The sequence below is a fragment of the Xanthomonas sp. NCPPB 4467 genome, assembly GCF_041475665.2.
Lineage (GTDB): Bacteria > Pseudomonadota > Gammaproteobacteria > Xanthomonadales > Xanthomonadaceae > Xanthomonas > Xanthomonas dyei.
This window is the reverse complement of sequence record NZ_CM191260.1, coordinates 352,920-367,473: the sequence shown is the minus strand read 5'-3', so window position 1 is coordinate 367,473 and position 14,554 is coordinate 352,920. Positions and strand designations below refer to the sequence as shown.

The 14,554-nt window shown below is 63.1% G+C and carries 10 protein-coding genes and 1 other RNA gene; 4 read left to right on the top strand and 7 right to left on the bottom strand.

Annotated elements, in window-relative coordinates; all coding sequences use genetic code 11:
* Nucleotides 1-42: 42 nt before the first annotated feature.
* Nucleotides 43-1,233 carry a putative peptide maturation dehydrogenase gene (locus ACCQ06_RS01485; protein ID WP_228324911.1) on the bottom strand — a complete coding sequence of 397 codons (1,191 nt, stop codon included), beginning with the start codon at nucleotides 1,231-1,233 and terminating at the stop codon, nucleotides 43-45.
* Nucleotides 1,234-1,322: 89 nt separating this feature from the next.
* On the opposite strand from ACCQ06_RS01485, the gene ACCQ06_RS01480 reads away from it, so the two are divergent.
* Complete coding sequence (locus tag ACCQ06_RS01480) at nucleotides 1,323-1,661, top strand: NHLP-related RiPP peptide (protein WP_104615300.1); 339 nt, start codon at nucleotides 1,323-1,325, stop codon at nucleotides 1,659-1,661.
* On the opposite strand, the gene ACCQ06_RS01475 is transcribed toward ACCQ06_RS01480, so the two are convergent.
* The 4 genes from ACCQ06_RS01475 to aceB form a co-directional block, all read right to left on the bottom strand.
* On the bottom strand, nucleotides 1,601-4,261 hold the full coding sequence (locus ACCQ06_RS01475) for a putative peptide modification system cyclase (protein ID WP_316689936.1): 2,661 nt from the start codon (nucleotides 4,259-4,261) through the stop codon (nucleotides 1,601-1,603). The genes ACCQ06_RS01480 and ACCQ06_RS01475 overlap by 61 nt on opposite strands.
* Nucleotides 4,262-4,264: 3 nt before the next feature.
* Nucleotides 4,265-5,332: a GGDEF domain-containing protein gene (locus ACCQ06_RS01470; RefSeq protein WP_316689935.1), complete on the bottom strand. Its 1,068-nt coding sequence runs from the start codon at nucleotides 5,330-5,332 to the stop codon at nucleotides 4,265-4,267.
* A gap of 193 nt (nucleotides 5,333-5,525) precedes the next feature.
* A complete protein-coding gene (gene aceA, locus ACCQ06_RS01465) occupies nucleotides 5,526-6,821 on the bottom strand; it encodes an isocitrate lyase (protein ID WP_228324908.1) in 1,296 nt (431 codons plus the stop codon).
* Nucleotides 6,822-6,989: 168 nt separating this feature from the next.
* The gene (gene aceB, locus ACCQ06_RS01460) at nucleotides 6,990-8,606 is read right to left on the bottom strand and encodes a malate synthase A (protein ID WP_228324907.1); all 1,617 of its coding nucleotides are present in this window, start codon (nucleotides 8,604-8,606) and stop codon (nucleotides 6,990-6,992) included.
* A 118-nt stretch (nucleotides 8,607-8,724) separates the two neighbouring features.
* Between aceB and ACCQ06_RS01455 the strand changes: the two genes are divergently transcribed.
* Nucleotides 8,725-9,681: a LysR family transcriptional regulator gene (locus ACCQ06_RS01455; RefSeq protein ID WP_228324906.1), complete on the top strand. Its 957-nt coding sequence runs from the start codon at nucleotides 8,725-8,727 to the stop codon at nucleotides 9,679-9,681.
* 279 nt (nucleotides 9,682-9,960) lie between these two features.
* Here ACCQ06_RS01455 and ACCQ06_RS01450 read toward each other — a convergent pair whose 3' ends face one another.
* A complete protein-coding gene (locus tag ACCQ06_RS01450) occupies nucleotides 9,961-10,593 on the bottom strand; it encodes a TetR/AcrR family transcriptional regulator (protein WP_228324905.1) in 633 nt (210 codons plus the stop codon).
* Nucleotides 10,594-10,693: 100 nt separating this feature from the next.
* On the opposite strand from ACCQ06_RS01450, the gene ACCQ06_RS01445 reads away from it, so the two are divergent.
* Complete coding sequence (locus tag ACCQ06_RS01445) at nucleotides 10,694-11,773, top strand: MBL fold metallo-hydrolase (protein WP_104615313.1); 1,080 nt, start codon at nucleotides 10,694-10,696, stop codon at nucleotides 11,771-11,773.
* A gap of 12 nt (nucleotides 11,774-11,785) precedes the next feature.
* Here ACCQ06_RS01445 and ACCQ06_RS01440 read toward each other — a convergent pair.
* Nucleotides 11,786-11,861, bottom strand: a non-coding RNA gene (locus ACCQ06_RS01440) — sX9 sRNA.
* 464 nt (nucleotides 11,862-12,325) lie between these two features.
* On the opposite strand from ACCQ06_RS01440, the gene xopN reads away from it, so the two are divergent.
* Nucleotides 12,326-14,479, top strand: coding sequence for a type III secretion system effector XopN (xopN, locus tag ACCQ06_RS01435; RefSeq protein ID WP_228324932.1), 2,154 nt, complete (start codon nucleotides 12,326-12,328; stop codon nucleotides 14,477-14,479).
* The last annotated feature ends 75 nt before the right edge of the window (nucleotides 14,480-14,554 follow it).

Below are 14,554 nucleotides of genomic sequence, written 5' to 3'. Positions count from 1 at the left end.
AGCCTTGCGCTGTCACCGCCCGCCATGTCGATGCCCTGCAGATCAACCCTCCGTTTGATCGCGACTGGTCGACCAAACCACACCAGCGGGATCCAGCTCGGTGTGCTTCATCTGCTCGGTGCGCCAACCGAATCCACAGATGGCCAACGGGCCATCTTGCAGCCCATCCAAGCCAAGCGCCTGTTCGATGTCCACTTCGTTGATTGCCGAGGTGACAAATGCGCCAAGTCCCAGATCGGTCGCGCTTAAATAGAGTGTTTGTGCGATGTGGCCGACATCCAGAATCATTGCGCGATACGCCTTGGCGTGATTTCGATATTTCCAGAAGCTACGTAGAAAACGCGGCGCAAGAATTAGCAGGACCGGCGCATCGGCAAACCAGTGCTGCCCAGACAGCGCTTGGCGTGCGATATCTGCCAGTGGCTGCGAAGGCAACGGCAGTGGCTGCAATGCATGCTCCATCGGACGGTAGTGATAGAGGCCACTCGCAACGCCCTCGACACGCTGTACCAGCAAATAGGTTTCGGTGGGATGCAGACTCCCTCCCGAAGGCACCGGCTTCTTCAAGAATGCGGTGCCGTGCCCAACCTCGACTCGTCCACTCGCCATGACGCTACGTTCGAGCATCTGCGCCAATAAGGCACGCGACAGTGAGCGATCGACATCGAAATTACGGCACGTGACGCGGCGGGACAGCAGGTCATCGAACACACCGGGAACCGCGCGCGGCAGCATAATGCGCGCTTGCATGCCTCCCTCACCGCGATCGATCACCTCCGCCGGCGGCGCTCCCAGCCGCTCGGCCATGCCTTCTGCTGTCGTCAGGCCCTGCGCCTCCATCGTTGCGACGCTGTCTTCGCCTTTCCAGCGTGCGAACCGGTGCCACAGCGCAGCCAAAGGCCACCATCGCTGTTGCTTGACCTGCTCGTCATTCTCGCGATGCAACGCGTGCTCTGGCTGATCGCTGATGACAAGGCCCTGCTCGATCAGACGATCGAGCCAAGCCGGTGGCGGCTGCGCCTGATCGATGGATTGCCAATGTGTTGGACTCAGCTCGCTCAGCCACTCGCGCTCAGCGCTTGCCACACCCACTTCTGCATCAAGATGAGGTGCAAGTGCCAACCATCGTGTACGTCGGTTCAAGCCGTCGCCGCCGACAAGCAATTTCGCTAGATCAAACACTGCATCGTCGCGAAGTTCAAAGAACAGCGTGCTACACCGACGGATCTGCATGGAACATCTCAAGGACGGATGAGTACGGTCGATATTGTGTCAGTTCACCTGTCACATCACATTCCCTCACTTCGCAGACAAGACAGACCATGACCGTTTCAGCCGACAATGCCCACCCCTCGTTTGATGCATCGACTGCCGACAGACTTCTGGAGCTATTGTCTACCGATGACGATTTCCGCGATTGTTTTCAGTGCAATCCGGCACAGGCGCTCGCCCAGATTGGTGCAGCTGGAGCAAGTGCCGACAACGCCGTGCCCGCTGCTGGAGACGCTTATTACTGCATGACCACCAATCAGCTTGCTTCGAAGGAAGACATTGCATTGGCGCGCACAGAGTTACAGAGCTATCTGACCGAGAAAACCAATCACACCGTGGTTTTCGCCTTAGACTCTGACAGTATCCGCTCTACCCTGCTACGCAGATAAGCGGGCAGGCGCGAAAGAGGCCACGCGCGAACAAACGTTTGCGCGTGCTCGCGCGCCTCGTTGCTGCGCCCCAATGCGTATAACGATTCGGCCACCCAAAGCTGGGCAAGACGTGTATCTGCGACGTTTAGCGGCTGCAGTGTCTGAGATGCATTTGCCTCGATATAGGCGCGCCCTCTATGAAGAGATAGCCAGCGTGCTTGCTCGATCGCTTCAGCATGCCGCCCAGCACCGCTCAGCAGGTGGTACAGCGCGACCCGCTTTTGAAACAGGTCGCCGTTGTTGGGTGATAGGCGCGCCACCGCCGCCGCGCGATCCCCCGACAACGCTAGGTGCTGGGCTTCGACAATGGCTCGCAGATCCGCGAGCACAGGCGTTTCGTGCTTGAGCGCTGGCGCAATTGCCTTCAGTGCCCGCACAGTCAGGCTGTCGTCTCCATTGCGCTGCGCCTGGCTGGCGATGATCAAGATCATCGCAGCACTATCTTGCAGGTTTGCAATCGCCGCGCCGTCGGGCGCAAGCGATGAAATCAACCGGTCCAACACTGGCTGCAACATCGCTGCCGTCGATCTGGAAGGATCGCTCAACGCTTGCGTCGTTGCTGCAATGACGGCGAACTGACGAAGGTTGAAGTCATCGCCCTGCTTGCTGCGCTCAAGACCCTGGGCGATCGCAGCATGCATGGCAGTCCAATCGGCGCGATCGATCGCGATACTGGTACGGTCGATCAACGGCACGACATCGTCGTTGGTGTAGCCATTTGGCACGATCCTGTCGAGCGCCTGCTGCGCTTCGGCATAACGGTTCAACACCGCGAGCGCATTCGCTTGCCGTCGTAACGGACCCGCACGATCGGCATCGCCGGACCTTGCAAAAAACTGCAAGGCGGCCTGGGGATTTTCTTGCGCAAGCATAATGCGCCCTACCCGATCGGTAGCAATCGAGCGTAGTGGGTCCTGTGCGACATCGGCTGCCTGTGCATAGGGCAAGGCATCGGCAAAACGATTGGCCACGAATAGATGCCAGGATGCATTGGCAGTTCCGGCGAAGTTATCCGGATACAGCGAGGCCAAGGTTCTCCAGAGCGGTAGCGCCTTGTCGGGCGCAAGCAATTCGGCGGACCAAGCGTCCAGATAAAGCTGGTCGCGCTCTGGTAGACGCTGGCGGAATTGAACGGCTTTCTCAAGATAGGGAAGCGCACCGCTGCGGTCGGAGATCGCCACCTTGATCCGCGCCGCCCCCAGATAGGCGAGCGCAAATTCCGGATCGATGCGCACAGCGCGTTCGAACAACTCCAGACCTTCTCGCCATTGGCCTTTCACAGTGGCATCCACGCCCAGGGCGTAGGCACGCAGCGCATCCAGGCTCGCTGTGGTAACGGAGGGAAGTGGCGCCGAATGCTTGTCGATCGAGGCCACCACCTCGCCTAATCCACGACGCAAATTGCGAGTGATCTGATCCACCGAAGACAGCGCGGACGGCAAACCATCGCCCTGGACGAATTCCGAATAGACCGTCGTCTGAGTCCGCGGATCCACCAACTCGACGCTGAAACGCAGCTTGCCACCGATTTCTGCCACGGTCGGGAGCAACACGACAGAAGCACCGTCGCGCAGGGCAACCTCCGAGGCGATTGCACGATCGACAACGACCCGATCGGGATTCCGTTTCATACGCTTGACGGTGTCACGCACTTTCATGTCGCTCAGCACATTCACGTACCGCGACTGCTCCAGGCTGATGCGCAGCGCTTGCTCCAGAGAATTATCGAGCAGCGTATTGCCGGTGAGATTTCGCAGATCTCCCATGACGACCCAGCCGCGTTCCGCGAACGCGATCGCTGGTTCGGAACGGGTGAAGAACCATAACGAAAGACAGGCAACGGCAATCAGCAGCGACTCCGCCAGTAACGCCGCCGGCCGACGCCACAACGGCACATCGCGCCACGCCTTGGCCGAGTTTTTCGGGGTGCGCAGCGGGGTCAGGCCGACTTCGCCGACTTCGTAGATTTCCATCGGCGTGGGCACGCCTTTGAAGCGCCAGCGGCCGTGGGATTTCCACAGGATGCGCTCGACCCGGTCGCCCAGTTCGCGCGCGGCGCGGTGGGTCAACGATTCGGCCACGGCCGAGATCAGGATCTGCCCGGGCCGTGCCATCGACATGAGGCGTGCGGCCGTCGGTTTGGCCAGGCCTTCGACTTCCAGCGGTTTGGCGCCGATGCTCACCGCCTCGTCGCTGTTGCGCCAGGTCAGCACTTCGCCGACGTGCAGGCCTTGGCGCGCACACAGGGTGAGCGCATGGGCATCGCTCATCGTCTTGAGCCCGCGCGCGTAATCCAGTGCAAACCCCAGCCCGTCGATCGGGCGGTCGAACAACAGCAGCAAACCGTCGGAGCGGTCGATCAGGCGGCCGCGCCACTGCTGCTGCAGCTTGACCACCAAGCGGTCGTGTTCGCGAAACAGCGCGGCGGCGGCGTTGTCGCCGATGCGTTCGACCAGTGCGGTCGAATCGCACAGGTCGGTGAGCAACAGGGTCCGCAGACGGGGCGCCTGCATCGCTTCCGACGACGCGTCCTTGCGTGCGTGGGTGCGGGCGCTCATGCCTCAGCGATGCTCCGGTGCAGGCGGGGCGGCAGAGGGCGGCGGGGCGAGCGCTTCATGCATCGCTAACACATTGCCGCCCTGGCGCTTGGCTTCGTACAGCGCGCTGTCGGCGAGCGTGTACCAATCGTTCCACGCGGCATCGGCATCGATCATGCACAGACCAACACTGACCGAGCAGCCCTGCTCGCTCTGGCCGTTGCACAGGCGGGCCTCCACCGCGCGCACGATGCACTCGCCGATGTGGTGCACCAGTTCCGGGGTGCCTTGTGCGACCAGCACGCAGAATTCGTCACCGCCGAGACGGCAGGCAAGGTCACCTTCGGCGATGACCGAACGCAACGCATGCGCCACGTTCTGCAACACGCGGTCGCCGGCAAGATGACCGAACTCGTCGTTGATGCGCTTGAAGCGGTCGCAGTCGATCAGGATCAGGCCAACGCCCGGCACGTTGCCGGCACGTCGGCATTCCTGCAGGTACAGCGTCAGACCGCGCCGGTTGTGCAACCCGGTCAGCTCGTCGGTACGGCTGAGTTCTTCGGTGTGGTTGAGTTGATGCGAGGTGACGTAGAGATTGTCCAGCGCCGCTTCCAGATCGTGGTTGCGACGGCGCAGCTGGCGGATCAGCAACTGCTCGTTGTTGACCACACGCACGATGGAGCGGCGCAGAAAATGCGCCACCATCGAAGGATCGTGGTCGACCAGGCGCTGAAAATCGTCGTGCGCCAGTTCGATCAGGCGGCTGTCCATGGATGCGCTGGCACCGGCACTGCGCGCGTGATCGCCGATCAGCAGCCCGAGTTCGCCAAAAAATTCGCCCGGGCCCAGATGCTTGAGCATCAGATCCTCGCCGAAATCCAGGTCGATCTGGCCGCTGACCACGATGAACATCTGCGTGCCGATCGCACCGCGCTCGAACAGCGCCTGGCCGGCGGCAAGCGCACGGGCACGGCCAAAACGGGCGAAAAACGCCAGTTCGTCAGCGGTCATCAACGCATGCAGCCCGTCCGAGAGCGTCTTGGCAACGCTTCCCGTTGGCTCGACTGCGCCTGCGGTGTTGTGGCAAGTCATCCTGTTTCCTTAGGCCGGCCTGCAACATTAGCCCATGGATAAATCCTACAGGACCCCCTTGTTCAGTACCAGGTCACACTGTTTCTCATGGATAAAGAGACGAAATGTCGGGTCTTGCCGCGAAAAAAAGGGCCCGGTTTCCCGAGCCCTCTCCCCCTCCCGGGGTGGCGAAACGTGGGCAGCCCGCTGCAGGCTAGGCCGCCTTCTCGCCGTGAAACTGTTCTTCTTCGGTAGAGCCGCGCAGCGCGGTGGTGGACGACTGCCCCTGCTGGATCGCCTGCGTCACCGCATCGAAGTAGCCGGTGCCCACTTCGCGTTGATGCTTGACCGCGGTGAAGCCCATTTCCGCCGCCTCGAATTCGGCTTGCTGCAATTCGACGAAGGCGCTCATCTGGCGGCGCGCATAGCCGTGCGCCAGATGGAACATGCCGTAGTTGAGCGCGTGGAAACCGGCCAGGGTGATGAACTGGAATTTGTAGCCATAGCTCGCCAGCTCGGTCTGGAATGTGGCAATGGTGGCATCGTCGAGATTCTTCTTCCAGTTGAAGCTGGGCGAGCAGTTATAGGCCAGCAACTTGCCTGGAAACTTGGCATGGATGGCCTGTGCAAATGCACGCGCGAATTCCAGATCCGGCTTGCCGGTTTCGCACCAGATCAGATCCGCATACGGTGCGTACGCCAGCCCGCGGCTGATGGCTTGATCCAGCCCGTTGCGGGTCTTGAAGAAACCTTCGACCGTGCGCTCGCCGGTGGTGAATGGCTGATCGTTGGCATCCACGTCGCTGGTGATCAGATCGGCCGCTTCGGCGTCGGTGCGCGCAATCAGCAGCGTCGGCACACCCAGGACATCGGCGGCCAGGCGCGCGGCGTTCAATTTTTCGATGGCTTCGCGCGTGGGCACCAGTACCTTGCCACCCATGTGGCCGCACTTCTTGACCGATGCCAGCTGATCTTCGAAATGCACGCCGGCAGCGCCAGCTTCGATCATCGCCTTCATCAGTTCGAACGCATTGAGCACGCCGCCAAAACCGGCTTCTGCATCGGCCACGATGGGCTGCAGGAAGTCGATGGCGTCGTTGCCTTCGGCATGATGCAGTTGATCGGCGCGCAGCAAGGTGTTGTTGATGCGCTTGACCACCGCAGGCACCGAATCGGCCGGGTACAACGACTGATCCGGATACATCTGCCCGGCCAGGTTGGCATCGGCTGCCACCTGCCAGCCGCTCAGATAGATCGCCTTCAAGCCGGCCTTGACCTGCTGCATCGCCTGGTTGCCGGTCAATGCGCCCAGGGCGTTGACGAACGGAGTGGCGTGCAACGAGGTCCATAACTTGTCCGCGCCCAGGCGCGCCAGCGAGTGCTCGACATGCACGGTGCCGCGCAGGCGCACCACATCGGCGGCGGTGTAGTTGCGGGTGATGCCGGCCCAGCGCGGGTTGCTGGTCCAGTCCTGCTGCAGTTGTTCGGCGCTTTGCAGTGCGGTGCTCATCTTGCGTTCTCCTGAAGAGGGACGACGGATGGAACGAGGAAACAAGGCCGTGCATGACACGGCATGCGGCATGGCGAGGCCGTCGTTGCGCATGCGCGCAACGGGCGGTGTGCTGCGTGGAGGTGAGGCGTGCAGCGACCCGTGCGAGGTGTCGCTGCAACGCGGTGATTAATCGATCAGCTGGTACGCCGGCACGGTAAGAAAGTCCGCCAGTTCATCGGCGCGGCTGAGTTCTTCCAGCAATGCAATGGCTTCATCGATTCGCGCTGCGCCGGGGAGCGCCGTGGTTGTGCCCAAGCGTGCCGGCAATGCGCGCAAGGTTGCCTGCAGCAGCTGTTGATCGATGGCGGTGCCGTCGTCCAGATGCTGGCCGTGATGCAGCCACTGCCACAGCTGCGCGCGGCTGATTTCGGCGGTGGCGGCGTCTTCCATCAGGTTGTGGATCGGCACGCAACCGTTGCCGTCCAGCCAGGCGGCCAGATACCGCACGCAGACTTCGACATTGCCTTCGAAGCCGGCGCGGGTAACGCTGCCGGCGGACGGTGCGATCAACATGTCGCGCGTTACCTGCACATCGTTGCGCAACACATGCTGCTGATGCGCGGTGGGCATGTGTTCGTCGAACAGTTTCATCGCCACCGGAATCAAGGCCGGATGCGCCACCCAGGTGCCATCGTGGCCGGCGGTGACCTCGCGCAGCTTGTCGGCGCGCACGCGGGCCATGGCCTGCTCGTTGGCGGCCTCGTCGTGGTTGATCGGAATCTGTGCGGCCATCCCGCCCATCGCATGCGCGCCGCGGCGGTGGCAGGTCTTGATCAGCAGTTCCGAATACGCCTTCAAAAACGGCTGGGTCATGGTGACTTGGCCACGCTCCGGCAACACGCGGTCGCGGTGCGCGCGAAAGGTCTTGAGATACGAAAAGATGTAGTCCCAGCGCCCGCAATTGAGCCCGACGATGCGCTCGCGCAGCGCGTGCAAAATCTCGTCCATCTCGAACACCGCCGGCAGCGTTTCGATCAGTACGGTGACCTTGATCTGGCCATGCGGCAGACCCAGCATCGCTTCGATATGCGCCAGCGCGGTGTCCCACAGCGCGGCCTCTTCCATGCTCTGCAACTTGGGCAGATACAGGTACGGGCCGCGGTCCTTGGCCAGCAGTGCGCGGCCGTTATGAAAGGCGAACAGTGCCGCATCGAACAGGCCGCCGCCCAGCGGCTGGCCATCGATGTGGACGTGTTTTTCGTCCAGGTGCCAGCCGCGCGGGCGGACGATCAGCACCGCACGCTCGGCTTCCGGACGCAGCGCGTAGTGCTTGCCAGTGGGCGCATCGAAGCTGAGATCGCCGCGCACGGCGGCGGCCAGGGTGCGCTGGCCGGCCAGCAGGTTGCGCCAGGTCGGCGCGGTGGAATCCTCGAAGTCGGCCATGAACACCTTGGCGCCGGAGTTCAGTGCGTTGATCACCATCTTCGGATCGGTCGGGCCGGTGATCTCGACACGACGGTCCTGCAAGGCGGCCGGCAACGCAGCCACCCGCCAGTCGCCCTCGCGGATGGCGCGGGTGTCGGCACGGAAGTCCGGCAGCTGGCCGGCGTCGAAGGCGGCCTGGCGGGCACGTCGCTGGGCCAGCCGCTGCTGGCGGCCGGGCTCGATCGCCCGATGCAGCGACACCAGCAGCGCCAGCGCGGCCGGCGGCAGCAGCTCCGCCTGCCCTGCGACCTGGGTGGTCAGCGACAGACCGGGCGTGGCGTGGGCGGTGGGACGTGAAGCGAAAGCGGTGGCAGACATGTGGAGGTCCTTGTGCATCCGGACCTGCACCGTGCGCCCCCACCAACTATTTGACAAAGCAGTTTTATCAATGCTGTAAATAAGCTGGACTTATACTCATGCTGGAAGCCTGCTCGACGTGGCGCCAACCCCTCGATTTTCCTACAAATCCGATCGCCTCAAGCCGCTGCGGGCGTTCTGTCAGACGGTCCGTCTGGGCTCGGTCTCACGGGCTGCTGAGGCGCTATACGTCAGCCAGCCGGCGGTGACGCTGCAATTGCAGGCGCTGGAGCGCGACCTGGGGGTGGCCTTGTTCGAGCGCTCCGGGCGACGCCTGGCGCCCAGCCGCGAGGGCCAGTTGCTCTACGACATGGCACTGCCGCTGGTGGAAAGCCTGGACGGCCTGGAAGCGAGCTTTCGCGAGAAGGTGCGCGGGCTGGATGCCGGCGAGCTCAACATCGCCGCCAACAGCTCCACCATCCTGTATCTGCTGCCGCGCATCGTGGCGAACTTTCGCGCGCGCCATCCGGACGTGCGGCTGACCCTGCACAACGCGATCAGCGCCGACGGCACCGACCTGTTGCGCGAGGATGCGGTGGACCTGGCGGTCGGCTCGATGCTGGACGTGCCGGCCGACCTCAACTACGCGCCGGTGTATCGCTTCGAACAGTTGTTGATCACCCCACCCGATCACCCGCTGGCGCACAAGGCCACGGTGTCGCTGCAGGATCTCTCGCCCTATCCGCTGATCCTGCCACCACGTCGGCAGGTGACCTATCGCCTGGTCGATCTGATTTTTCAGCAGGCGCGCGTGCCGTACACGGTTGCGCTGGAAGTGGGCGGCTGGGAAGTGATCAAGCAGTACGTGGCGATGGGCATGGGCATTTCCATCGTCACCGCGATCTGCGTGACCGAGGCCGATCGCGACAAGCTGGCAACACGCTCGCTCAAGGAATATTTCCCCACCCGCAGCTATGGCGTGGTGGTGCGCAAGGGCAAGTATCTGTCGCCGCAGGCACGCGCCTTTATCGAATTGATCCAGCCGGATCTGTTTACGCCGCGCGGATATGACGAGAGCGGCGATTCGGAGCGCTAGCAACATCGCTCTCGCAGCGAGCGATGTTGCTAGCGATAACTGCTTTAGCGGCCCCCTGCGCACCGTCGCCTTCGCACCGTGCCGGACGCTGAGATACTGCCCAGTAGCGTGACAACAACGCCTGCCCGTGGCCACAGGCCCAGCTGAAGGTCAACAACTAGAGCGCGTTGGTCAGATGCGCGCGGACAGCGCGAATGAACTGCCGTGTGCGGGCAGCAGTGCCGATTGCAGGCACCGCCCACGCCGCCCGATGAACGCTACGCCGTGCTGCCACAGCGCTTACTCGCGCCCGTAAAGCCCCAGAAACATCTCCACCGCCGAGGCGGCCACCTGCGCCTGCTGGGCAGGCGACAGCGGCGGTTGGCCCATCGCCAACTGCGGCCAGAATGCGAACCCCTTCACCAGCGCCTGCAGCTGTTGCGAGGCGAAGTCCGGATCGACCTCGGCCAGGCGACCATCGGCCAGCGCGGCGCGCAGCCAGGTGGTGGTGCCCTCTTCCTTGCTACCCAGCTGCGCCAGCAGCGCACGGGCGCGTTCGGGCGAGTGGATGCCTTCGGCAATCGCCACGCGCGACAGATCGATAAAAGCCGCATCGTCGAGCAGCCGCAGTTTTTGCTGCAGCAATTGCGTCAACTGCACGCGCAATGATTGGTCGGGGCGATAGGGCAGACTCACCGCCTCGGCACTGCGTTGCCACAACCGGCGCAGGATCTCACCGAACAATGCGTCCTTGCTGGGGAAATGGTTGTAGACGGTGCGCTTGGACACGCCCGCCGTGGCGGCCACGCGGTCCATGCTGGTGGCATCGAAACCGTGCTGGCGGAACTCGGCGATGGCCGCTTCGAGAATGGCGTGGCGCTTGCGGTCGGTCAGCCGCTGCTGCACCGGCGGCGCGTCGGATGAACTGAGCATGGCGCAATGTTACACCGTCCAGTTTACATTCCCCAAGATAAAACTACACTGTGCAGTGTAACTACAGCGCCGGCGCAGCCGGTTCGCCCTGCCCACAACGATGGATAGCGTCGTGCTCACCCAGTTCCGCCACCTGCCACCTACCGCTTCGCATGCCGCCTCGCCGCAGTTCCGTCACGGCCGGTTTCGCAACGCACTGCCCACCAACTTGAGTCAGCCCGGCGTGTTGGGTGGGTTGCGCCTGTTGTGGGAGGTGCTGTTCAACAAGCCCGCGAACACGGTGCCGTCGCAGGCGCTGCCGGTGCTGCCATTGAGTGCGGCGCAGCTGCGCGACGCCCCTGACCGCAGCCTGTTCCGGCTGGGTCATTCCACGGTGCTGATGAAACTGCGGGGCGGCCTGTGGCTGACCGACCCGGTGTTCTCCAAGCGCGCCTCGCCGTTCGCGTTTGCAGGGCCCAAACGCTTCCATGCGCCGCCGATCGCGCTGGACGAGCTGCCGCCCCTGGCCGGCGTCCTGCTGTCGCACAACCATTACGACCACCTGGACCGCGCCACCATCCGCGCCCTGGCCGACCGCGTCGGCGTATTCGTCGCGCCACTGGGCGTGGGCGATCTGCTGGTGCGCTGGGGCGTGGACCCGGGCAAGGTGCGGCAGTTGGATTGGTGGCAATCGGTGGACGTGGCTGGCCTCACCCTCACCGCCACCCCGTCGCGGCACTTTTCCGGCCGCGGCCTGTTCGACCGCGACCGCACGCTGTGGTGCTCGTGGGCGATCCAGGACGCCGATCTGCGGGTGTTCTTCAGCGGCGACGGCGGCTATGGCCCGCACTTCAAGACGATCGGCCAACGTCTGGGTCCGTTCGATGTAGCGCTGATCGAAAACGGCGCCTACGACCAGATGTGGCCGGACGTGCACATGCAACCGGAGCAGAGCCTGCAGGCGTTTATCGATGTCGGCGGCCGCACCTTGCTGCCGATCCACAACGGCACCTTCGATCTGGCCATGCACGCGTGGCAGGAACCGCTGGACCGGATCGTCGCCCTGGCCGATAGCGCCAACGTCGCTTTGGCCACGCCGTGCATGGGCGAGCGTGTGGCGTTGACTGCGCCTGGAAATCAGGTGCGCTGGTGGCGGGACACGGCAGTCACGGCGCCGAACGCATGGGTGGCGTCGCCGTAACTGGCTTAGAGCGGCTAACAAAACAGAGCGAGCAGCCGTCAGGTGGGTGTGGACAGCGCACTCACAACCGAGTGTACGCGTGGTACATGCCGCACCGATCACCTGCCGCGCCCGCCTGGCGGCTGCGCAGCAGTGTTGTCAGCCGCTCTGAAGGCATGCCGCCGCGTGCCATCGTGTTGGGGGCGCGCACGCGGATGCGCGCGACACCCTTGCTGTGTGACGACCTCACCCGCCCGGCGATCGGCGAGCAGCGCGCACGACCTCGGTACAGGCAACCCACGGGGCCGCTTCGGGTACGGCGACATCGGTTCTGCTGTCCAGCAGAGATGCTGCGCCCACGCTGATTCAATCCATGCGCAATGGGGCATGCGGTTGGATCTTTTCTCTCGCCAACGGCTGCGTCGCGTGCTTGAACTCGATGTTCCCTTGTACTGATCGCCACCGCGCCGTCCGTCGACACTGCACACAGTGCCGGACTGCGTGGCGATCGCGTTCTTCTCTCACCAGACATTGATCGACGACGCCACTTCATACAGCTCCAGGAGCTACCTAATGAAGACTGCCGCATCCGCCAGCCAACTCAATCGCAGTGCGTCGAGCTCAAGCCCGACTATCCACGAGATAGAAGAGGAGGCGTCGCCGAACGCCTCACCCAGCCATTCCGATGCACCACCCGATGACGCATTGACCGGGCTATCGCGTCGCCCGAGCAAGCGCGGCAAACAGACCGAAAGCGCCACGGCACTGACGCCTCAGACGGCCAGCCATCTGGATGCGGTCGATCTGCAGGTGTCGCAGCCTGCAGTGTCATGGAGCCCTAACAAGGAGCGGCTGACGCGACTCAAGCAGAAACTGGCTGCTGACAAACTGCGCACGGTAGATCCGCAACTGGCCGCCGACCTTATCAACAAGATCAGGCCGATGAAATTGCAGGGCAGCGCTGACGAGAAGGAACGCGCGGCAACGCAGGCAGATCTGTTGAGCCGCATCGGCGAAACAGAGGCGATAGATTGGTACAAGGCGCAGGGATTGAGCGAAGGCGAGGTTTCAAGCTTGCGACGCAGTGCACTGCTGTCCGGCATGCTTAACCCCACCGGCAGTTTTATCAACAATGCCATGCAGTACATCGCCTCGCCCTGGATCAACTACGCGACCCGTCAGCCGTGGGCAGGCGCGGGATTCGGCGTTGCGACGGCAGCGATCGGCGCGCCGATGAATGCGTTCCAGCAGTCGGCGGTGGTCAGCCTGTGCGACTCGATCCGCGAGCATGGCGGTCACGTCATCGTGCCGGACAAGAATCAGATCAACGACAAGCATTGGCTGCCCGACCTTGCGAAGGCGTTGGAACGTCACATCACGGAATTTAGCGGGTGCTGCGACGGGTTCCGCGAACTCAAGAACGCCGCAGACCAGAACCCCGCGGCAGCGCCAAGCGCCGAGCTCACCACTGCTGCCCACCAATTACTGCAAGCCGAAAAGCGCCTGCATCAAGCGCAGCACGACTTCGTCATGACCCAGGGCGCGCACGAGCGGCAATGGATGGGCAATCGCTGGCAGGCCGTCCCACGCATCCTGCGTTCGCCATTTGCGGGCACGCTGGGCCTGCTCAGCAAGACCGGTGCAATGCGGGCGCTGTCGCCGACAGCGCAGACCGTCTGCGCCATGATGATGACGGCTGCGCAGCATGTCGCCGCCGGCTTCGACGAACAGGCAAAACAGGATTACAACAACAAGCTCAATCTGTTGTACGCCGATATAGTCACCGAGACAGGTAAGTCGAAACTTGCAGTTGGCGAGCCGATCGCGGCAGATGAGATCGATCAGAGCAAGCTCCGCAAACTGATCCAATCCCCCACGCAGGCCCTGGTGAAACGCGTCACCAACGCACTGGAGGAGATGGAGAAAGCGCTTAGGGCGGAAGTGGCCGCATCGCCCTTGCCGCAGGGTGCGGCAGATGCCGACGACCTGGATCTGGAGTCGGGCCACGGCGCCGGCCCTGCGAAGGCCCTGAACCTGCTGAGTCAGGACATAAAAGCATTAAGTGACGGCAAATTGGACCACATTGACCCCAACGGTGCCGCTGCGGCATTACTGCTCGGCGCAGAAAAGTCGGTGGTGTCGTATCAACTGATCAAAGATATCGCCAAGAAGTACACCTCGCGCGAGTTCTCCGCACAGACCGCACAACGCATTGGCCAGATGTTCCACCTAGGCGTACTGGGCAGTGCGGTGTCCTCGGTGATGGGCAAGGCCACCTCGGCAGCGCAGGGCGGAACGCGCAACGTGCCGACCGCGCAGACGTTGGCGATCTCCGCCCTGTCGGGAGCCATGGCGACGGTCGGCGCGCTGAATCAGCACATTGCCATCACCGTCAAGAACAATCGCCGCGAAGGCGACACCGACATCGGATTCAAGCAGCAAGTCTTGCGTGGCGTGATGGGGGGAGCCAACGAAGCGCTGTCCCAGCGTCGCGCGACCAAGGCGAGTCGAACGATCAACACGCTTCTGCAGAACAACGATGTGGAGCAGTTGCTGGGTCGGGCCAAGGAGCTCACCCTCGGTGCCACGTCCTCGGCAGCGCCGGACGCGCCGTCGCTGACCCTGCCACAGGCGGTGGAACAGCTGCGTCCGGGCGTGGCGTCAGCATCGCAGTCGCACGAGGTGATCGTGCAGATCGGAGACGATCAGGCGCCGCGACCGGCATGATGCCAACCGAGCAATGCAACGATAAAGGATGGCCGCAAGGCCATCCGGTTTCGATGATTGCAATCATCCGCGCGC

Coding starts and splice junctions, on each gene's coding strand:
- ACCQ06_RS01485 (WP_228324911.1), bottom strand. CDS start 1,233: ATGCAGATCCGTCGGTGTAGCACGCTGTTCTTTGAACTTCGCGACGAT.
- ACCQ06_RS01480 (WP_104615300.1), top strand. CDS start 1,323: ATGACCGTTTCAGCCGACAATGCCCACCCCTCGTTTGATGCATCGACT.
- ACCQ06_RS01475 (WP_316689936.1), bottom strand. CDS start 4,261: ATGAGCGCCCGCACCCACGCACGCAAGGACGCGTCGTCGGAAGCGATG.
- ACCQ06_RS01470 (WP_316689935.1), bottom strand. CDS start 5,332: ATGACTTGCCACAACACCGCAGGCGCAGTCGAGCCAACGGGAAGCGTT.
- aceA (WP_228324908.1), bottom strand. CDS start 6,821: ATGAGCACCGCACTGCAAAGCGCCGAACAACTGCAGCAGGACTGGACC.
- aceB (WP_228324907.1), bottom strand. CDS start 8,606: ATGTCTGCCACCGCTTTCGCTTCACGTCCCACCGCCCACGCCACGCCC.
- ACCQ06_RS01450 (WP_228324905.1), bottom strand. CDS start 10,593: ATGCTCAGTTCATCCGACGCGCCGCCGGTGCAGCAGCGGCTGACCGAC.
- ACCQ06_RS01445 (WP_104615313.1), top strand. CDS start 10,694: ATGGATAGCGTCGTGCTCACCCAGTTCCGCCACCTGCCACCTACCGCT.
- xopN (WP_228324932.1), top strand. CDS start 12,326: ATGAAGACTGCCGCATCCGCCAGCCAACTCAATCGCAGTGCGTCGAGC.